Here is a 19,166-nt window from a genome sequence, read left to right on the forward strand (position 1 = left end):
GCTACTGACTCCGTGAAATCCGGGACGCCTTCCATGTTGGTGAACCATCCGGAACTCGGCCGTTGGCCGTGCGGTATCCACGACGAGCCACGCGGCAATTCGCGTATCCGCTCGTCATCGAGGGCCGGGTAGCCTGCGCCTACGGCACACACCCACTGGGCGTCGGTCAGTTCCACCAGCCATGTAGGCCATATCGGACACGACGGGAAGGATGACTGATGAACGAGACCAACCCCGGCAACAGCACGGAGCCGGAAGCGACAGACGAGCAGCCGATCAGCTGGAAGGCCCGCCGAGCAGCGCAGCCGAGCGACGCCGAACGCGACGCCCTGCAAACGAGCCTGGTCGGACGGACCCGCACGGTGCAGCAGAACGGCTGGGACGACTACCGCGATGCGTGGTCCAATGGGGAGGTGGCCGGCGTCGCCTACTTGCTCGGTGACACCGCGTTGCTCGCCGAACTCGACGAGACCGAGGGCACGGTGCTCAGCCGCTTCGCCGGAGAGCTGTTCGGGTTCCACGGTGCCGGCAAGGACATCAAGGCCGGACTGCCCGCTACCCAGGCATGGTTCGCCGCCGCCCGCGCTCGGTTGCTCGACCAGTCCTGAAGCCCACGCGGACAACCCGCACCGCCGCGCCCGGGCGGCAGCAGATCGACCACACCGCGTTGATGCAGCCGCACCGCGGCTTCAAGCTTTTCGGCCACGGTAGCGAGGCGAGCCGGCGCGCCGAATTTCATGACCCGGCCTCCTCCCTGCGGCGCGCCTCGGCGACCAATTTCCGAAGCTTCGGCCAGTTGGCCAGTGCGAGGTCACCGAGCGGCCCCGACAGCCCGCGCAGCCGATCCAGCGGCCACCACGCCGCGGGCGCGACGATCCACGATTTGCGGCGTTCGATTCCGCGTAGCAGGTGCGCGGCGGCTCGATCGGCGGTGATCCGCTTCGTCAGGGCGCCGGGCAGCAATGCCTCCAACTGTTCGGTCAGTGGGTCGCCATCCAGGCTGCCGCGAATAAGGTCGGTGTCGACGAACCCGAAATGTGCTGTAGTGACGGCGATTCCATCACCCGCGAGTTCGACGTGCAGGGTCCGGCCGAGCGCTTCTACACCCGCTTTGCTCACCGCATACGGTGCGCAGAACATCCCGTTAAGAAACGAGTACACCGACGCGACGACCACGAACTGACCTCTCGTCGCTCGCAGGTGCGGCAGACCGGCTTGCACGGTGTTCCACGCACCGCGCAGGTTGATCCCGATAACGCGGTCGAACTCCGCGGTGCTGGTACCGGCGACGGTGACCATCTTCGGTGCCACACCGGCATTGGCGAACACGACATCGAGTCCGCCGAGTGCTTCCGCCGCCGCATCGACGGCGGCGGCGAGCTGGTCTGGATCGGTGACATCGGCGACGAACGCGGTCGCCGACGGACCCAGCCGCTCGGCGGCCTCCCGCACCGCGAGCTCGTCCCGATCCAGCAGCGCGACCACCGCACCCCGTCCGATCGCGCCCCGCGCGGTGGCGAAACCGATACCGCGCGCAGCCCCGGTGATGACGATCCGCTTGCCGGAGAGGGTTTTTCGCTGCGTGGTCACCGGTTGGCCGCCTTGCCGTGCTCGTAGTTCTCGAAGTCCACGTCGTTGGTCGCGCGGGCGTAAGACAGATGCGAGCCGGACCAGACGGCGGTGACCTTGCCGTCTTCGGTGTGATACCACCCCGGGCAGCCGGTAGTGAAGACCGTCCCGGCGAGCGTGTCCTGGAGGTCTTCATTGAAGGTGTCCTGCGCGCTTCGGCGGATGTCGAGCCACCCGCCCTGCGCGGCGATTCGCTCGAGCGCGAGCCGCGTATACCTGGCCTGCTTCTCCAATAGGTAGATGATCGTGTTGGTCAGCGATCCGGTGTTCGGGCCGTACATCATGAACAGGTTCGGATAGCCCGACACCGAAATGCCCAGGTATGCCTCGGGACCGTCCTTCCACTCGGTGTGTAGCTTGCGACCGTCACGCCCGGTGATGTCGATCGGCGCCAGGTACTCACTGGGGGTGAATCCGGTGCACCACACGATGGCATCGACATCGACCCGCGAACCGTCCGACAGGATCAGGCCGGTCTCGGTGACCCGCCCGACCCCCTCGGCATGCAGCGATACGTCGTCACGATCGAGCGTGGGGTACCACCTATTGGACAACAGAACCCGGTTGCACCCGAAGCGGTACTTCGGCAGCACTTTCGCGCGCAGCCGTGGATCACGGATCTCACGAAAGATCTTGAACCGCAACCACTTTTCGAATCCGATCTGTGCCAGCTCCGCCTTGCGTGAGATCAGTGGCGCGCGCGACTCGTACCAGATCCACTCGACGTTGTGCTGCAACCGAGCCAGGCCGGGGATGGTACCGAGCAGGTCCCGCAGCAACGAGCTGGTCCGGTGGTCCCACTTGTTGCCGACCCAATACGCTGAACGCTGCACCACATGCAGTTGCGCGACCTGGTCGGCGATTGCGGGCACGATCTGCACCGCACTGGCGCCACTACCGACGACGGCGACCTTCTTACCGGTCAGATCGACATCGTGATCCCACTCCGCCGAGTGGAACTGGGCGCCCGAGAACTGTTCGCGGCCTTCGACATCGGGGATCTTGGGCCGTGAAAGCTGACCCGTCGCGCAGATTATGGCGTCGAACCGCTGCGTCTCACCGCCGGCCAACTCGATCAGCCACTCCCCCGTGGCCTCGTCGAACGATGCAGCCATCACCTCGGTGCCGAAACGCACCTTCGGTGTCACACCGTACTTGTCCGCGGTGCGGACCAGATAGTCGTGGATTTCGGGCTGCGACCCGAACCGGCGCGACCACCGGGACTCCAGCTCGAATGAGAAGGAGTAGATGGGCGAGGGAACATCACACGCCGCACCGGGATAGGAATTGGCGCGCCATACGCCGCCGACCGAATCGCCGCGTTCGAACACGGTGTAGTCGCCGAGTCCGTTCCGATCGAGCTCCATCGCCGCGGCCAGACCACCGAATCCAGCGCCGATGATGGCGGTCCTGGGTGTCGAAGACTTCATGCCCCAAAGGTAGGGAACCAGCGTGGCGCTGTCGTTGTCACACCAGGGCGTATCGTTGACATTCGCGGACATGATCATGTCGCGCGTCAATGGATCGAGGAGTCACCACATGCCAGCGTGGGACCACCCCCGAGGCACCGGCGCGGCGCGAATCCTGGTCGAACTGGGCGTCGACCGTGGGCTGACGACCTCCGAATGCCTCATCGGCTCGGGGCTGTCGCGCGGGGAGCTGAACGACCCGGACACCCAGGTCGAAGCCGGGCAAGAGCTGACAATCGCCCGCAATATCCTCCATCGCCTCGGCGACCTCCCCGGGCTCGGAGCCGACGCGGGCCACCGCTACACCTACGGCGCGCTCGGCATCTGGGGTTACGCGATCTTGTCCAGCCGGACTGTACGCGACATGATCGCGCTCGGCGTCCGCTACGCCGAATTATCCTTCGCATTCATCAAACCCGTTATCGAGCCGGGCACCGACCGAATCACGGTCATTTTCGATGATGCCGAGATCCCCGAAGACGTCCGGGCATTCTTCGTCGAACGGGAACTCGCCAAGATCGCCACCCTGATGCCGGTCGTGGTCGGCGCGCGCCACGGAGTCAAGATCGAAACCTCCTTCACCGGCCGTCGCGCGTCCGCCCTGCGGCAGCGACTCGGCGCGGTCCCGCTCACCACCGGCGCCCGACGGCACGCCATCGTGGTCGATACCGCGATCCTCGATGCCCCACTGCCGCAATCAGATCCGGTAGTCGCCAGCGCCCTCGAACAACAGTGCACACAGCTACTGGCATTGCGCCGCCAACGCCGCGGCACCTCGGGCCGCGTGCGTTCCCTCATCCTGGCCGAACTCGACACCTCCCCCACCATCGAATCCGTCGCTACCCACCTACACGTCGACGAACGCACGCTGCGCCGCCGCCTCGTGAGCGAAGGAACAACCTTCCGTGAACTCATCGACGAAATCCGCGCCACCCTCGCAGAGGAACTGCTCACCATCGACGGCATCACCCTCGGCGACATCGCGGGCCGACTCGGCTACCACGACGCCGCCTCCTTCAGCCGCGCCTACCGACGCTGGACCGGCCGCACGCCCCGGCACAGCGACCTGGCTCGCGCAGCGCCGGTTCGGCGATAGCGTTCGAGCCGATCTAGGTCCCGGCGAGATAGTCGGCCAGGATCGTGGTGACCGACAGCGCGGTGTCGAAGTTCGGCACGAGCCGGGTTTTCGTCAGCGCGAAGGCGACCCCCCGCGCGGGGTCCGCGTAGGCGTAACTTCCGCCCCCGCCCGGCCATCCGAATGCCACGGAGTTCTCCTCGGCAGGGGCGCCTATCCTGCCGATCGGGAAGCCGAGCGCCATCCGCGCCGGATTACCGAAAACCTGATCCACACCCTCGAACGCGAGCGCGGACAGTTCCGCCAACCGCACGGAGTCCACGAGCTTGCCCTGCAACATGGCGTTGTACATCGCGGCAAGGCCATGCGCAGTGGCGATACACACCGACGGAATATCGGCGCGCAGGATCTCGCCGTTATTGCCGCAATCGGCACTCGGCCGGCTTTCCCACGGCGCGAGGATCGCATCACCATCGTCCGGGTCGGCAGGCCAATTCCACGCCTGCTGCTCCAGGCGCGCCAAGCCCGGCAGCGACTCCTTTGGTGCTGCGAAGTAGAGCTGCCCCTCGAGTCCGAGCGGCGTAGTGATCCACTCACGCAGCAGCTCGCACATAGGCCACCCGGTCGCACGTCGAGCGAGCTCGCCGACGAGATAGCCAAAGGTGTAGGAGTGATAGCCCGTGGCGGCGCCCGGCCGCCAGCACGGCTCGGCGGCGGCCAGCGACTCACATACTTTGGACCAGTCGGAAAGCTCACCCGGGGTGATCTCGCGCGGCATGGCCGGAAGACCGACCGTGTGGGTCAGCACGTGCCGCAGTGTCGCCGTGGCCTTTCCGTGCACGCCGAACTCGGGCCAGAGGTCGGTGACCGGCCTGCCGTAATCGAGGAAGCCACGCGCGACGAGCATATGCGTGAGCGTGGCCGCCACGTTCTTGCCGGTGGAGAAACTGAAGATCGGCGTGCCGGAGGTGAGTGGTCGCCCGGTGGCGGAATCGGCTGTGCCGGCCACCGCGTCGACGATCAGCGCGCCATCCTGAAAGACAGCGACCTGCACACCGGCCTCCGCGCCGGTACCGACCAGCGAATCGATATGACGCTGAATCTGTTGCTGTATCTCACTCATCGCTGTCCTCGTCACTTCTCCGATGGCGAGCGGGATCCCTGCTCCATCGGTAACCAGCATCGCCTCGGTGCCTGCTCGGCGGCGGAGATCCGGCTGAACACCTGGAACAATTCCGGAGATGGCTCTCGGCCGCGGCGAATCAGTACCCATAGCCAGCCTTACTCATCCGGGTGAGCGCCTCCAGAATTGTCGGCAGCGGCGGCCCCAAATACAGCCGATAACACGGTGTCCCATCGTCGGCGTCCGCAGTCCACCGATCGACACCGACGAGTACGCCCGCATGCCGCAGGCAGTCACGGCGGAACTGCCCCACCGCACGGTTCTGCGGTGCTCGAGGTAGCGGTATGCGCGCAAAGGGCGCGAATTCCCCTACCTGCGCCAGACCCGCCGGATAACCGAGATCCTCGAGTAATGCCTCTTGCACAGCGGCACGCTTTTCGGTGTACTCCCGCCCCTGTTCGACGAGATAGCGCTCGGCGGCCGGGTCGGCCAGCCAGCTGGCCATCGCCGCTTGCAGCGGGATAGCGCTGGCGAAACTCCGCTGGAACTGCCACTGGTTGACGAGTGTGTCGAGTCGGCGAAGAAATGCGGCAATATCCGGAATCCGAATGAACCAACCGATATTCGGCGGTCGCCGGACCAGCAAATCACCAAGCAAGCGATAGGATGGGTGCGCGGTCCCGAGCCAGAGCATATAGCCCGAATCGCCAGTGATCTGCCGCAATACGCTCGGCACAATTTCGGACCAGGAAACTTCTGGTGATAATTCCAATCCGGAAATCGAGGTGATCTGTTCCGGACACGGCTGCCCAGGCAGCCAGCTGGGAACAGGAAAACTAGGAATTCCGCCATAGCCCGATACCGCATATCCAACAGGCCGGTCACCCTGTTCTCGCGGCCACGGCCGGTCAGCTCGTATACCCACAGAGATCGGTCGCGCTCACACCTCAATAATGCCCGCGACCCAGCACCGCGGTCGATATCCCGCAGAAAGTGCACATCTGCCGTAGTAGCGGTGCGCAGTCCGACGAGCTCCCCCTCCGGGGGCACCGGCGGCAGGTCTCGTTTACGGCCACCACGGCCCGCTCGTTGAGTGAGCACCGAGTGATAGCCGTATTCCTGATGGAAGTACATCAGGTCGGTGACGACCTGCATCAGATGGCCTCGGGACGCACTGCGCTCGTGCAGTACCTCGAACTGGCGGCCGATCAGCCCCCGACGACGATACTCGGCGTGGGTAGCCACCAGCTCGAGTCGACCCACACCGAAAGGTATCCCGGCGTACGACCAGGTTTGCGGCACCAGGGTCAAGCCAGAGACCAGCGCACCGGTGCCCGGATCCGCCACCACGGTGATATCCGCCAACTCCATCGTCGGATGCGCGCGATCGAATAGCTCAGCACTTCAGACGCCCACGGCCGCACTCGGTTTCGCATCCACCCCAGCATGCGCAGCGGCCTGCAGGGACGTGAACCCCGCTCGATCTGCCGCGCTCGCCGATCGCAGTATCAAACCGTCGGGCAAGCAAATCGGCGGCGCCGTCATCGCGCCGAACCCGCCGCGCGTTTGTCGCGACTCACATACGCACCCACACGCTGAATTCTGGCGGATCAGAACCGACCGTCCTGTCCAACCGTGGGAAGCAACCCCGTCGCTATCGCAGTCGGCGCGACTGCTGGACCGGAGGGTTGTGCGCACCAATCCCCCACAGCCACAACGAGGTGGCAGTGTGGTCTCGGCTAGTTGTACTGACCACGGACGTTGGTAACGGCGTGGCGAGCTGACATAGCGAAGACCTCCGAGTGAAGTGCGAGCTGTCTAAGGAACGCACCCACCTACCGGAGGTCTTCGTGTCACACCGTAATGCGCCACTCTCAGAACTGGGTCGGCTTCGTCTGGCACGTTGCGTCATCGATGACGGTTGGCCACTGCGGCGAGCGGCCGAACGGTTCCAGGTCTCAACAACCACCGCCGGTCGCTGGGCAGGCCGCTATCGCTTACTCGGAGCGGCCGGTATGGCCGACCGATCTTCGCGCCCGCGTCACAGCCCGACCCGCACACCGACCCGCACCGAACGACGCATCATCAAAGTTCGTGTGCTGCGCAGGTGGGGACCCGCCCGTATCGGCTACCTGCTCGGGTTGCATCCCTCAACGGTGCACCAGGTCCTGACCCGCTACCGGCTCGCGCGGCTGCGCTGGCTCGACCGCGCCACCAGCGCCCCGATCCGCCGCTACCAACACGATGCCCCGGGTGATCTGATCCATATCGATGTCAAGAAGCTCGGCAAGATCCCCGACGGCGGCGGTTGGCGCGTCAGGGGCAGAGCAGCGGGTAAACGGAACTCCCAAGCCCACACCACGATCCGCTCCGCCAGCGGTCACACAGTGCTCGGCTACCACTACCTCCACACCGCCCTGGATGATCACTCACGACTGGCCTACACCGAACTACTGGATGACGAACGCAAAGAAACCGCCGCCGCGTTCTGGAAACGCGCGAATACCTGGTTCGCCAGCCACGGAATCAATACCCGAAAAGTATTGACCGACAACGGTTCCTGCTACCGATCCCACGCTTTCGCTGAAGCTCTCGGTGATGTGGTGCATAAACGCACCCGCCCTTACCGGCCGCAAACCAATGGCAAGGTCGAACGCTTCCACCGCACTCTCGCCGATGAATGGGCTTACGCGCGGGCCTACCGCAGCGACACCGAACGATGTGAAGCCTTCATCGGCTGGCTGCATACCTACAATCACCACCGCGGCCACACCGCACTCGCAGGCCATCCACCAGCTAGCCGTGTCTCCAACCTCTCAGGTCAGTACAGCTAGCCGCGGCCCGCGTTTCGGGCTGTGCCGCGGTGGGCGGGCACGGTGGCAGGGTCTTCCGGCCAGGCGTGTTTGGGGTAACGGCCGCGGAGGTCGGCGCGAACTCGAGGCCAGCCGGTGCGCCAGAACGATGCCAGATCAGCGGTGACTGCGACCGGGCGTCGGGCGGGCGAGAGCAGGTGCAGCACGATCGGGACGCGGCCTTGCGCGAGGCGTGGTGCGTCTGTCCAACCGAAAACTTCCTGCACTTTGACCGCCAGCACCGGTGGGTCGGTCGAGTAGTCGAGGCGGGGGCGGCTGCCGGAGGGGACCTCCAAGCGTTCCGGTGCCAGTTCGTCCATACGGGCGGCGTCCGGCCAAGGCAGCAAGCGGCGCAGTGCCTGCCCGGCGTCTATGCGTTCGAGGTCGACGCGGCGGCGGGCGGCGGCGAGTTCGGGGCCGAGCCAGATGTCCGCGGCGGCGAGTAGCGACTCGTCATCGACCGGCGGCCAGGGGGCGCCGAGGGTGCGGTGCAGGAAGCCCAGACGCTGACGTAAGGCGATCGCATCGGAATCCCAGCGCAGCACGACGAGACCGATCGAGGTCAGTCCACGACGCACCGCGGCACCGAGCGATTCGCGATCGGGGTCACGAATCGGCTTCTCCGACAACATGATCACGCCCAGTCGTTCGACCCGCCTGGCTACCACATCTTCATCGATCCAATCCACCTCGTCGACGGTCGTCAGCAGACTCGATGCGGCACGGCGGGCCAGTTGTTCATCGGCGACCGCAGCCAACCGTATCCACCCGTCGGAACGACCCGGATCGCGCGTCGCTACGCCGACCGCCAGCCACTCCGCATCCCCTATTCCGGAGCCGGGCGGCAGCGTCACGGCAGTGCCGCCGACCATCAGATAGCTCGCCGACCCCGGGCCGCGCCGTCGCGCCAGCCGCTCCGGATGAGCCAGTGCGACAACGAAAGCCGGATCGTCCACCCCGTCCGACGTCTCGACCAATCGTGCCAGTCGCTCGACCTCCCGCCGCCAGCGCGCCGGCCGCTCGCGCCGCAGCACACGCAGACCGGCCGTGAGATCGACCCCGGATATGAGAGTGTCGTCGTCCAGGACGGTGACAACTTCCGCGGCCGCCCGGGCACCGACCTCGGCCGCCCCGTCGAGCAACGCCCGCGCCAACCGAGGATGCAGCCCGATCCTGGCGATTCGCCGCCCACGTTCGGTGACATCACCGTCTCCGTTCACGGCCCCCAACGCGCGCAAGACATCCCGCCCAGCGGCCAACCCGCCGGGCGGCGGAGCATCCCACCAGGCGAGGCCATGACCGTCGGCCGTGCCCCAACACGCCAGTTCCAACGCCAACCGCGTCAGATCCGCCGTCCGGATCTCCGGCTCCGGATAGGCGGGCAACGTGCCGTGCTCATATTCCGGCCAGCATCGCCACACCCACCCCGCGGCCTCACGCCCCGCCCGCCCGGCCCGCTGGTCGGCCACCGCCGCCGAAACTCGAACTGTCGCAAGCCCGGACAGCCCCCGCCCCCTATCGATGCGTGGCACCCGAGCCAGTCCTGAATCGACCACCGCCCGCACGCCGGGCACCGTCAAACTGGACTCCGCTACCGCCGTGGACAACACCACTCGCCGCCGTGCCCCTGGCCGCAACGCCGTGTCCTGCCCCGCAGCGGAAAGTCTTCCGTGCAACGGAACGATATCCACACCGTCTACGTCGGCCAGAAGTGCTGTCGTCCTGCGAATTTCGGCTGCTCCCGGCAGGAAGACCAACACGTCGCCGTCGGTTCCGGCCAGCGCCGCCCTGGTGGCGCGCGCCACCTGCGCTTCGACCCGCTCCCGCGGCAACGACGGAACATACGTCATCTCCACCGGATGGGTCCGCCCCTGGACCTGCACTACCGGCGCCGCACGATCCCCACCCAACAGCACCGAAAGCCGTTCCGCCGCAACAGTCGCCGACGTGGCGAGCACCCGAAGATCCGGCCGCAACCCAGCTCGAGCGTCGAGCAGCAACGCCAACAACAGATCCGCGTCGAGATGCCGCTCATGACACTCATCGAGCACAACAACATCAACCCCCGCCAACTCGGGATCGCCCTGCAACCGTCGCACCAACAACCCCGACGTGACGACCTCGACCCGAGTCGCCCGCCCCACTCGCCGCTCCCCTCGGACCGAGTACCCGACGGTCTCCCCCACCGACTCCCCCAGCAAAGCGGCCATCCGCCCAGCCGCGGCCCGAGCCGCCAACCGCCGAGGCTCGGCCACCAGCACCCGCCCCGCAGTCCCCGCCGCCAACGCCAACGGCACCAAGGTCGTCTTCCCGGTCCCCGGCGGCGCGACCAGCACCGCAGTCTCACGCTCGGCCAGCGTCTCGACAATACGATCGAGTACGCCACGGACCGGCAGATCAGGAAGCTCAGGCAGTTTCATTACCAACCAGTCTGCGGTCTCGCCTCCAGTCGACGACGCCTACCCACCGCACCACGCGTTCCCCACCGCCTTCCATGTTGCTTTTGCTCGAGCGTTCAGCATTGAAGGCTCTGGTTAACAGATAGATCGGAAGATATATTTTAATGCGCATGTCTACATATGCAGATATGTTCCACCCACGACCCTGAGCCGGTAGAACCGGTGCGCGTAGTCGGTGCCCGGCACGGCCACGATCCAGCGGATTCGCTGTCCACCTACCGATATTCGACCAACTCGCGCCGACACACCGTCGATAGAAGGCCGGTAACCATGGCGACCGGCCGGTTGCCGTCAACCCCTCCCCTACCCGTCTTGCGTACGCCATTATGAGATAGCGAATGTGAGTCTCACAACGAAGACGGGGTTTCGAGGTGGCATTGTTCCGCACCCTCACCCAGCAGCGGGCCGAACTGGAAAAGGAATGGAACCGCTGGGCGACGGCGTCGACCGCGGAAGCGGCTGATATTTCCGCGGAAACCAGCTCGCTCCGCGCTGAAGTCGCGCAGTCCTGGCGGCGCTCGTTGCACACGGTCGACCCGGGTTGCACGGAGGCGCCCAGCCTCGATGATGTGGGTGACCGCTGGTCGGAGTCCGCGTTGCGCGCACCGATAACCGAACTCGCGAACCCACTGCGCAGCCTCGCCGAGGAGGCGGGCTACGTCGCCGCGGTCAGCGATGAAGCGGGCACCATCCTGTGGTCGTGCGGCGATCGCGCGGTCCGTCGGCAAGCCGAGCAGGTGAACTTCGCCCCTGGCGGATGCTGGGACGAAAGCCATATGGGTACCAACGGTTTATCGCTCGCGCTGCACGACGATCGCCCGACCACCGTATTCTCCGCCGAACATCTGGTCGCCGCGCTACACGGCTGGGTCTGCTACTCCGCGCCGATCCACGCCCCCGACGGCAGACAGCTCGGCGTGCTCGATCTCTCCAGCGCGTGGAACCGTTCGCATCCCGCGGTCATGACCTCGGTCCGGGCGCTTGTCACCGCGGTCGAGACCATGCTGCGCGCCGCCGCACCCAACCCGACGCGAGGTGTTCGCCTCGAATGCCTTGGCGCGGCAAGGCTTTTACGCGAGGGCAGACCGGTGCCACTGCCGCCGCGCCAGCTCGAAATCCTGGCGCTGCTCGCGCTGGAGCCCGACGGCTTCACCCCCGAACAACTGCACGCCGCCGTGTACGGCGACCGCCAGGTCTCCACCAACACGTTGAAAGCCGATGTCTCGCACCTGCGCAGGACCACAGGTGGCGAGATCACCAATCGCCGCTACATGCTCACCGGCGCGGTAACCTGCGACGCGGCAGACCTGTTCGCCGCGATCGCCGCCGGCGACGCCACCTCGGCGCTGTGGCTGTATCGCGGACCGCTGTTGCCTGGTTCGGACACGCCGGGCGTGGTGGAGTGGCGGGCATATCTCGACGTGGGCGTGCGCACGGTAGTGCTGGCGAGCGACCGCGCCGAGCACGCCGTGACGCTCGGCGAGCGGGTTCCCGACGACATCGAAGTGCACGAACACGCGCTGCGATTGCTGCCCGCCGACGACGTGCGTCGCGCCGTGGTGGCCGCCCGGCTCTACACCGCATCGCGCAGTTAGCCTTCGGGATTGATCGTCACCAACCTCGCACCAACCTTCACGGGTCATAGTGGGCCCCTCAGAGGAAGATTCCGCGAGGTGCGCTCGATCATGATCTACGCCAAACCAGGGTACTTCGACAACCCCTCCCCCATCGACGGCGAGATTTTCTGTACAGTGGCCCGCTCCACCGCCGCCGATATCGATATGGCCCTGGAAGCCGCACACCATGCCGCCGAGGGCTGGGGCGCAACGTCGGTCACCGAACGCGCCAACATTCTCAATCGGATCGCCGACCGGATCGAGAACAGCATCGAGCCGCTCGCGGTCGCCGAATCCTGGGGCAACGGCAAACCGGTCCGCGAACATCGACATCGGCAAGCAGGAAGGCGCCCGCGTGCTCACCGGAGGGGAAGCACGTAAGGTGGACGGGCTGCCTGGCGGACATTACATCCAGCCGACGATCTTCGAGGGCACCAACACCATGCGGATCTTCCAGGAGGAGATCTTCGGACCGGTGGTCGCGGTGACCAGGTTCGACACTGTCGAGGAAGCTGTGCGCATCGCCAACGACACTCTCTATGGACTCGGCGCCGGTGTATGGACCAGGAACGTCACGACCGCATACCGGATAGGCCGAGCGATAAAGGCAGGACGAGTATGGACCAATTGCTTCCACGCGTACCCAACACGCGCCGCATTCGGCGGTTACAAAAAGTCCGGCATCGGCCGCGAGAACCACAAAATGATGCTCGATCACTACCAGCAGACCAAGAATCTGCTCGTCAGCTACTCGCCGAACAAACTCGGATTCTTCTGATGCACGGCAGGGTCCATCGCGTTGCCATCACCGATCCGGCACGAATCGTGTTGCGGCGGTTGATCGAACAGAACGGACCGGTGCTGTTTCATCAGTCCGGCGGTTGCTGCGACGGCAGTTCGCCGATGTGCTTCCCGGTCCGCGACTTCCGCATCGGCGCCGCCGACGTCCTACTCGGCCGACTGCCCTGGCACACCGAATTCTGGATCAGCGGCGACCAATACCAGTTATGGAAGCACACTCATCTCACCGTGGATGTGGTCAACGGCCGCGGCAGCGGTTTCTCCCTCGAAGCGCCGGACGGTGTGCGCTTCATCATCCGATCCCGGCTGCTGACCGACGACGAATCCGCCGTGCTCACCGCCGGGCCACCACCACACACCGGAACAGACCGGATGACCTGACACCGCACAGACGGGTGCTGGTCCGGGGATCCGCAGCCCTTGGCCGGCACCGCACGGCCTCGTCGTCCCGGTTTCACACCGGGACGACGAGGTGCGGTGTTCCTAGCGACCGGGCAGGATCCGGAAGCTGCGTACGAGGGTCATCAGCAGCCGCTGCCACTTGTCCTGCGAAATCATCGGGGGCGCATCCAGATTCATGAATCTGGTGACAACCACCGTCTGCGGTTCGGTGAACTTCAGCAGTCCGTCCGGGCCGTGCCTGCGTCCCACGCCCGAGATACCCATGCCGCCCATCGGCGCCGCGGTGGAACCCCATGCCGGTGCGTAGCCCTCATCGATGCACACGGTGCCCGCGTGCAGCTGCTGTGCGATCTTCTCACCCTCGCTCGCACTCGCCGCCCAGACGCTGGCGTTGAGGCCGTACTCGGTGTCGTTGGCCAGGCGAATAGCCTCGTCCACCGTGTCGACCGGGTAGATCGACACCAGCGGGCCGAAGGTTTCGTCGCGGCCGCATTCCATCTCGTCGGTCACCTCAGCGAGCACGGTCGGCTCGAAGAACAGCGGGCCCAGATCTGGACGGGCCTTGCCCCCGGCGAGCACCTTGGCGCCCTTGGACGTGGCGTCGGCGACGTGCTTGGTCACCGTCTCCAGCTGTGCTTCGGAGATGAGGCTGCCCATATCGGCCGAATAGTCGTAGGCGGCCCCGAGTTTCGTCGCCGCTATCGCGGCGACGAACTTCTCGGTGAACTCCGCGGCGACCGACCGTTCCACATACAACCGCTCGATCGAGATGCACAGCTGTCCGGCGTTGGAGAAGCAGGCACGCACCGCCGCCTTGGCGACCTTGTCCAGCTTCGCGCCCTTGGTGACGATCATCGGGTTCTTGCCGCCCAGTTCCGCGGAGAAACCGATCAGCCTGCGCCCACACTGTTCGGCCAGCGAACGGCCGGTCGCCGAGGAGCCGGTGAACATCAGATAGTCGCAGGCATCGACGATCGCGGTGCCGACAACCGTGCCGGGCCCGGTCACGACCGCCAGCAGATCACGGGGGAGCCCGGCCTGATACAGCAGCTCCGCACTCGCCAAAGAGGAGAACGGCGTTTGACTGTCCGGCTTCACGACCACGGCGTTGCCTGCGAGCAGCGCGGGGATCGAGTCACCGATCGACAGCAGCATCGGATAGTTCCACGGCGCGATGACACCGACAACACCCTTCGGTTGGGTGCGCACCGACGCCCGGTTGAGTACGGGGAACGCACCGGGCACCGAGTGTGGTTCGAGTAGTCCCGGCGCCGCCTTCGCGAAGTATCGCGCGGCGAACATCAGGCCCATGATCTCTTCCTGGGCGGCCCAGCGCGCCTTGCCTGTCTCGGCCTGGATCACGTCCATCAGGAACTCGCGGTGCTCGACCACCAGCACCCGATACCGCTCGAGCACGGCGGCACGTTCCTTGGCCGAGCGCTCGGCCCACCTGGCCTGTGCGGCTCTTGCCCTGCTGAAGGCGGCGGTCACGTCCTCAGCGGCGCCCACCGGCACAGAGCCGAGCGGCTTACCTGTGAAGGTCTCGACGATCGTCTTTGTCGAGCGGGCCTCGGGGTTGTCGATCGCCGCCAGTGCGCTCAGACGAGCGAAAACTTCGGCTTCCGGCGCGGGCATCGTCGCCTCCTACTTGTGAGTAACCGTGGATTACACACAATCTACGCCGTCGCGGGTCCGCGCGGCACACACACCGACCGGTTTCGGCCGCTGATGACAGCGATTCGGCGGAAAGTGTCGACCTCGCATCCACGCGACCACCGGTCCGAACAGCGTAGAACTCCGAATATCGGGTAACTACCGCAGAGACCAAGGTGTCCAGTGGAATTCACCATCGCGGCACCCAAAACCCAGATCTCCATACGAATGTCAAATCGAGTCTCGCTCAGCGGGACCCGATCGCCGTGCCGGTCAGGATCTCGATTACGTTGTGCCGATGTTCAGAGCGAGGCTCGGTGTCCGAACACGGATACTGGCGATCGCGCTCATCCCGAGTCTGACTCTGCTCGTGGTCGGCGTGGGTGCGGCGGGATACCTGGTAGCCCAGGGAAATAAGGCCCAGGATTGGGCGGAGCAGAATCAGCAGGCAATCCCACGAACCAGGGAATTGCTCGAGGCCGTCCAGCAGGAACGTCAAGTGACGATCTCCGCGCTGACCGGCGACGATTCGGTCACACCACTACTCGGCGCCGCGCGGGTGCGGCTCGACAGCGCGCTGCGCGGACTGATCGAGGCCTCCACCGGACTGCGCGAGGTCGATGATTCGAAGATCGGCGACGACGCCGCGGGCTTCATGACACTCGGCACGCAGATAACGCAGGTGCGCACCGCGACCGATGCGGCCCAGCTGCCGGTGCCCGACGCGTACATGTTCTACAACCGCCTGCTCGACGTCATCACCTTCGGCACTCAGATCGTCGAAGGGACCGCACCCGACGCCGAAATCGGCGTGCGTATCGCCGACGGCATGCGCATCTTCCTTGCCGCGGAAGCGATGTCGCGCAGCAACGCATTGTCGGGCATGTTCGCCAATGCCACCGGGCCCACCCCGATCCCGGTAGAGGAGTTCCTGCGTCAGATCGGCTTCTATCACACCGAAGTCGCGAATCTGTCCACCCAGCTCGATCAATCACAACGCGATCGATTGCAGGCGCTCACCAACAGCACCGCATGGCAGCAGCTGACCTCCATGGAAAACGCGCTCGTCCAGCGCGCTATGACCAGCACAGCCAACTCGTCGGGCTCCTCGAGTTCGTCCAGCTCGGCGAGTTCGACGAACAAGCAATCGACACCCCCCGCCCTGCCGCTGAGCACTTCCGAATGGAACAACGCCGCCGCCGAGGTCAACCGCGGGCTCGTCGACACCTGGATCGCGCAGAACAAGCAAGCGCAGAAACTGGCCGAGGACAAGGCCGCCGACTCCGCGCAGACCTCCGCGTGGGCGGGCGGTGGAGTCATGGCCATCAGTATTCTTGCGTTCCTGATCGCACTGTTGCTGGCCAACCGCATCATCCGCAGGCTCAAGCGCCTGCGCGGAGAAACGCTCGCACTCGCCGATGAGCGGCTGCCCGAGACGATGCGGCGGCTGAGCGAGGGCGAGGTCATCGATCCGGATGCGGAATCCCCGACCCTCGACTACGGCCACGACGAAATCGGCCAGGTAGCCAAGGCATTCGAGCATGCGCACTCCGCGGCCATCGCCGCGGCGGTGAACGAGGCCCGCACCCGGGAGGGTGTGAAGGCCGTGTTCCTCAATATCGCCCACCGCAGCCAGATCGTGGTGCACCGGCAGCTCGAGATTCTCGACGAGGCCGAATCGAAGCAGGAAGATCCCGCCCTGCTCGACGTGCTCTTCCGGCTCGACCATCTGGCCACCCGCGAACGCCGCAACGCCGAGAACCTCACCATCCTCGGCGGCGGTCGGCCCGGCAGGCAGTGGCGCAACCCGGTGCCGCTGGTCGACGTGGTGCGCAGTGCTGTCGGCGAAACCCTCGACTACGCACGGGTTCGGGTGGCCCGGCTGCCCGATACGCATGTCATGGGCACCGTCGTCGCCGACCTCATCCACCTCGTCGCGGAACTGGTCGACAACGCGACCGCCTTCTCGCCGCCGCAGTCGCGAGTCGAGGTAACCGGCAATGTGGTCGGCAAGGGGATCGTCGCCGAGATCAGCGATCAGGGCATGGGCATGTCGGACGCCGATATGGCCAAGATGAACGACATGCTGCGCAACCCACCGGATTTCGGTGTCGCGGCGTTGTCCGCGGATTCCCGGCTCGGCCTGTTCGTTGTCGCCCAGTTGGCCGTCCGGCACGGTGTCTCGGTCCGGCTCGCGGAATCCGACTACGGCGGGATCAGGGCCATCGTGCTCATTCCCTCCGCACTGATCGCCAACGAAGCCGTCCTGCCTCCCTCGGAATCCGAGACGACCGACGCCGGACGGCGGCGCCGTCAGCCGCTGCCGTACGTCGAATCCGCGAGGTACGGCACAGAACCCGAGTCGGCGTCGACGGTGCTGACCGCACCACCGGAGGCGCCCCCGATGGTGGAACCGCCCCGGCAGACTACGACAGCCGCGCCCCGACCGACCACACCGGCACCGCACACGGGCCCCGACAGCAGGCCCGCGCTGCCACGCAGGCACCGGCAGGCAAGTCTCGCACCGGAATTGGCGCAGCCCGCTCCTGTCGAGCCCGTCGCCGAACCCGGAACGGAGCGCGCACGCACCGCCGAACAGGCCCGAGATCTCATGTCCGCCATCGAGAACGGCACCAGGCAGGGCCGCAAGGCCGTCCCCGATGAACTCCCCACTACCTCGGCCGCCAAGCCCGCGGACGAACAGGAAGGCAATGGTGACTACTTCCAACACCGGTGATCTCAACTGGCTGCTCGACGATCTCGTCGACCGGCTTGCCGGCGTGCGTCACGCGGTGGTGCTATCCACCGATGGCCTGCTGCTCGGTAGATCGACCGCCATGACCCGCGAGGATGCCGAACACTTCGCCGCGATGTCCTCCACCCTCTACGGATTGGCTCGCAGCGCGGGCAGCCGTTTCGACGGCGGCGGGGTCAGGCAGGCGGTGATCGAACTCGATCGCGCCGTGCTGTTCGTGACCTCGGCGGGCGACAACGCCTGCCTCGCACTGCAAGCGGCCGAGACGGCGAATCTCGGCATGGTGGCCTACGAAATGAACGTCACCGTCCAACGCGTCGGCACCTACCTCTCCACTCCCGCGCGCCTGCCATGACAGGCAAGGGTGAGCCGTGGTTCGACGAGGCCGCCGGTCCGCTGGTCCGGCCTTACGCGGTGACCCGTGGCCGCACCATCGGTGCGGGTCATGAACTGGACATGCTCACGGTGGTGGTCATCGCCGACCGCGCGCCCACCCTGCGACGGACCGAACCCGAGTACATCGACATCGTTCGGCTCTGCCGCGTCCCACAATCGGTCGCCGAGTTAGCGGCCCATGTGAAACTGCCCTTGGCGGTTACCAAGATTCTCGTCGGCGACCTGATCGGCGAGGGACACCTGATCTTCCGGGCTCCGGTACAGCCGGAGGCCGGCCCGGGCGATCTCAACATATTGCGAGCGGTACTCGATGGCATCCGAAAACTCTGACCCGCATTTGGCCGCCTCGGTCAAGATCCTTATCGCCGGTGGGTTCGGCGTCGGCAAGACCACCATGGTCTCGGCGATCAGCGAAATCACGCCGCTGCGCACAGAGGAGCTGATCACCGAGGTCAGCACCGGTGTCGACGATCTGTCCGGTGTCGAGCAGAAAACCACGACCACGGTGGCGCTCGACTTCGGCCGCATCACCATCGACCGTGATCTGGTGCTGTACCTGTTCGGCACGCCCGGACAGGATCGATTCTGGTTCCTGTGGGACGAGCTGGCCCGCGGCGCACTCGGCGCCGTCGTACTCGCCGACACCCGCCGTCTCGGCAATTCCTTTGCCGCCGTTGACTTCTTCGAGCGCCGCGGCCTCGCGTTCACGGTCGCGGTGAACTGCTTCGACGGCGCGCCCGTCTACACCGTCGATGAGGTCCGCGACGCACTCGACCTCGACGACCACACTCCGGTGATGCTGTGCGACGCGCGCAGCAGGGAATCCTGTAAGGATGTACTGCTGAACCTCGTGCAACACCTCATCGAGCGGGCGGACAGGCCGACTGTCACCACCTGATCGCGCAAAAGGTCGTTCACCGGCTCCGAGGCCCGACT

Annotated in this window: 16 protein-coding genes and 2 pseudogenes; 11 read left to right on the forward strand and 7 right to left on the reverse strand. The window is 65.8% G+C overall.

What is annotated here, in order from left to right:
• Positions 1–218: 218 nt before the first annotated feature.
• The gene (locus ACLMAJ_RS18620) at positions 219–608 is read left to right on the forward strand and encodes a hypothetical protein (RefSeq protein WP_412014992.1); all 390 of its coding nucleotides are present in this window, start codon (positions 219–221) and stop codon (positions 606–608) included.
• Positions 609–735: 127 nt separating this feature from the next.
• On the opposite strand, the gene ACLMAJ_RS18625 is transcribed toward ACLMAJ_RS18620, so the two are convergent.
• The gene (locus tag ACLMAJ_RS18625) at positions 736–1,590 is read right to left on the reverse strand and encodes an SDR family NAD(P)-dependent oxidoreductase (protein WP_412014993.1); all 855 of its coding nucleotides are present in this window, start codon (positions 1,588–1,590) and stop codon (positions 736–738) included.
• Positions 1,587–3,059, reverse strand: a complete 1,473-nt coding sequence (locus ACLMAJ_RS18630; protein ID WP_412014994.1) for a flavin-containing monooxygenase — start codon at positions 3,057–3,059, stop codon at positions 1,587–1,589. Before ACLMAJ_RS18630 ends, ACLMAJ_RS18625 begins: the two co-directional genes overlap by 4 nt.
• A 109-nt stretch (positions 3,060–3,168) precedes the next feature.
• Between ACLMAJ_RS18630 and ACLMAJ_RS18635 the strand changes: the two genes are divergently transcribed.
• Positions 3,169–4,194 carry an AraC family transcriptional regulator gene (locus ACLMAJ_RS18635; protein ID WP_412014995.1) on the forward strand — a complete coding sequence of 342 codons (1,026 nt, stop codon included), beginning with the start codon at positions 3,169–3,171 and terminating at the stop codon, positions 4,192–4,194.
• Between the two features lie 13 nt (positions 4,195–4,207).
• Here the strand turns inward: ACLMAJ_RS18635 and ACLMAJ_RS18640 are convergent, their stop codons facing one another.
• The 3 genes and pseudogenes from ACLMAJ_RS18640 to ACLMAJ_RS18650 form a co-directional block, all read right to left on the reverse strand.
• Complete coding sequence (locus tag ACLMAJ_RS18640; protein ID WP_412014996.1) at positions 4,208–5,296, reverse strand: serine hydrolase domain-containing protein; 1,089 nt, start codon at positions 5,294–5,296, stop codon at positions 4,208–4,210.
• A gap of 139 nt (positions 5,297–5,435) precedes the next feature.
• Positions 5,436–5,954, reverse strand: a complete 519-nt coding sequence (locus ACLMAJ_RS18645; protein WP_412015073.1) for an aminotransferase-like domain-containing protein — start codon at positions 5,952–5,954, stop codon at positions 5,436–5,438.
• 509 nt (positions 5,955–6,463) lie between these two features.
• Positions 6,464–6,667 (reverse strand): annotated as a pseudogene (locus tag ACLMAJ_RS18650) (GNAT family N-acetyltransferase); the annotation flags it as partial.
• Between the two features lie 479 nt (positions 6,668–7,146).
• On the opposite strand from ACLMAJ_RS18650, the gene ACLMAJ_RS18655 reads away from it, so the two are divergent.
• Positions 7,147–8,130 carry an IS481 family transposase gene (locus ACLMAJ_RS18655; RefSeq protein WP_412014997.1) on the forward strand — a complete coding sequence of 328 codons (984 nt, stop codon included), beginning with the start codon at positions 7,147–7,149 and terminating at the stop codon, positions 8,128–8,130.
• Here ACLMAJ_RS18655 and hrpB read toward each other — a convergent pair.
• Positions 8,127–10,568, reverse strand: a complete 2,442-nt coding sequence (hrpB, locus tag ACLMAJ_RS18660; protein WP_412014998.1) for an ATP-dependent helicase HrpB — start codon at positions 10,566–10,568, stop codon at positions 8,127–8,129. The genes ACLMAJ_RS18655 and hrpB overlap by 4 nt on opposite strands.
• Positions 10,569–10,978: 410 nt before the next feature.
• Between hrpB and ACLMAJ_RS18665 the strand changes: the two genes are divergently transcribed.
• From ACLMAJ_RS18665 to ACLMAJ_RS18680, 4 genes and pseudogenes are all read left to right on the forward strand, one after another.
• Positions 10,979–12,202, forward strand: coding sequence for a transcriptional regulator (locus tag ACLMAJ_RS18665; RefSeq protein WP_412014999.1), 1,224 nt, complete (start codon positions 10,979–10,981; stop codon positions 12,200–12,202).
• Positions 12,203–12,292: 90 nt separating this feature from the next.
• Positions 12,293–12,604, forward strand: coding sequence for an aldehyde dehydrogenase family protein (locus ACLMAJ_RS18670; protein WP_412015000.1), 312 nt, complete (start codon positions 12,293–12,295; stop codon positions 12,602–12,604).
• Positions 12,549–13,001: pseudogene (adh, locus tag ACLMAJ_RS18675) on the forward strand (aldehyde dehydrogenase); the annotation flags it as partial. The gene ACLMAJ_RS18670 and the pseudogene adh, both read left to right, overlap by 56 nt.
• Positions 13,001–13,405 carry a DUF779 domain-containing protein gene (locus tag ACLMAJ_RS18680; protein WP_412015001.1) on the forward strand — a complete coding sequence of 135 codons (405 nt, stop codon included), beginning with the start codon at positions 13,001–13,003 and terminating at the stop codon, positions 13,403–13,405. The pseudogene adh and the gene ACLMAJ_RS18680, both read left to right, overlap by 1 nt.
• Positions 13,406–13,507: 102 nt before the next feature.
• Here the strand turns inward: ACLMAJ_RS18680 and ACLMAJ_RS18685 are convergent, their stop codons facing one another.
• Entirely contained in the window at positions 13,508–15,061 is a 1,554-nt protein-coding gene (locus ACLMAJ_RS18685; protein ID WP_412015002.1) for a succinic semialdehyde dehydrogenase, read from the reverse strand.
• Positions 15,062–15,377: 316 nt separating this feature from the next.
• Here ACLMAJ_RS18685 and ACLMAJ_RS18690 point away from each other — a divergent pair, with 316 nt between their 5' ends.
• From ACLMAJ_RS18690 to ACLMAJ_RS18705, 4 genes are read left to right on the forward strand one after another with little or no spacing between them, the layout of a single operon-like run.
• Positions 15,378–17,816, forward strand: a complete 2,439-nt coding sequence (locus tag ACLMAJ_RS18690) for a sensor histidine kinase (protein WP_412015003.1) — start codon at positions 15,378–15,380, stop codon at positions 17,814–17,816.
• Positions 17,794–18,189 carry a roadblock/LC7 domain-containing protein gene (locus ACLMAJ_RS18695; RefSeq protein ID WP_412015004.1) on the forward strand — a complete coding sequence of 132 codons (396 nt, stop codon included), beginning with the start codon at positions 17,794–17,796 and terminating at the stop codon, positions 18,187–18,189. The genes ACLMAJ_RS18690 and ACLMAJ_RS18695 overlap by 23 nt, the downstream gene beginning before the upstream one ends.
• A complete protein-coding gene (locus ACLMAJ_RS18700; RefSeq protein WP_412015005.1) occupies positions 18,186–18,560 on the forward strand; it encodes a DUF742 domain-containing protein in 375 nt (124 codons plus the stop codon). The genes ACLMAJ_RS18695 and ACLMAJ_RS18700 overlap by 4 nt, the downstream gene beginning before the upstream one ends.
• Complete coding sequence (locus ACLMAJ_RS18705) at positions 18,541–19,128, forward strand: GTP-binding protein (protein WP_412015006.1); 588 nt, start codon at positions 18,541–18,543, stop codon at positions 19,126–19,128. Before ACLMAJ_RS18700 ends, ACLMAJ_RS18705 begins: the two co-directional genes overlap by 20 nt.
• Positions 19,129–19,166 lie beyond the last annotated feature (38 nt).

The sequence above is a fragment of the Nocardia arseniciresistens genome (assembly GCF_046764875.1).
GTDB classification, from domain to species: domain Bacteria; phylum Actinomycetota; class Actinomycetes; order Mycobacteriales; family Mycobacteriaceae; genus Nocardia; species Nocardia arseniciresistens.

Bases quoted from the DNA above. Each gene is read 5' to 3' on its own strand.
- ACLMAJ_RS18685 (WP_412015002.1), bottom strand. From the start codon at position 15,061: ATGCCCGCGCCGGAAGCCGAAGTTTTCGCTCGTCTGAGCGCACTGGCG.
- ACLMAJ_RS18705 (WP_412015006.1), top strand. From the start codon at position 18,541: ATGGCATCCGAAAACTCTGACCCGCATTTGGCCGCCTCGGTCAAGATC.
- ACLMAJ_RS18670 (WP_412015000.1), top strand. From the start codon at position 12,293: ATGATCTACGCCAAACCAGGGTACTTCGACAACCCCTCCCCCATCGAC.
- ACLMAJ_RS18700 (WP_412015005.1), top strand. From the start codon at position 18,186: ATGACAGGCAAGGGTGAGCCGTGGTTCGACGAGGCCGCCGGTCCGCTG.
- ACLMAJ_RS18620 (WP_412014992.1), top strand. From the start codon at position 219: ATGAACGAGACCAACCCCGGCAACAGCACGGAGCCGGAAGCGACAGAC.
- ACLMAJ_RS18680 (WP_412015001.1), top strand. From the start codon at position 13,001: ATGCACGGCAGGGTCCATCGCGTTGCCATCACCGATCCGGCACGAATC.
- ACLMAJ_RS18630 (WP_412014994.1), bottom strand. From the start codon at position 3,059: ATGAAGTCTTCGACACCCAGGACCGCCATCATCGGCGCTGGATTCGGT.
- ACLMAJ_RS18640 (WP_412014996.1), bottom strand. From the start codon at position 5,296: ATGAGTGAGATACAGCAACAGATTCAGCGTCATATCGATTCGCTGGTC.
- ACLMAJ_RS18690 (WP_412015003.1), top strand. From the start codon at position 15,378: ATGTTCAGAGCGAGGCTCGGTGTCCGAACACGGATACTGGCGATCGCG.
- ACLMAJ_RS18635 (WP_412014995.1), top strand. From the start codon at position 3,169: ATGCCAGCGTGGGACCACCCCCGAGGCACCGGCGCGGCGCGAATCCTG.
- hrpB (WP_412014998.1), bottom strand. From the start codon at position 10,568: ATGAAACTGCCTGAGCTTCCTGATCTGCCGGTCCGTGGCGTACTCGAT.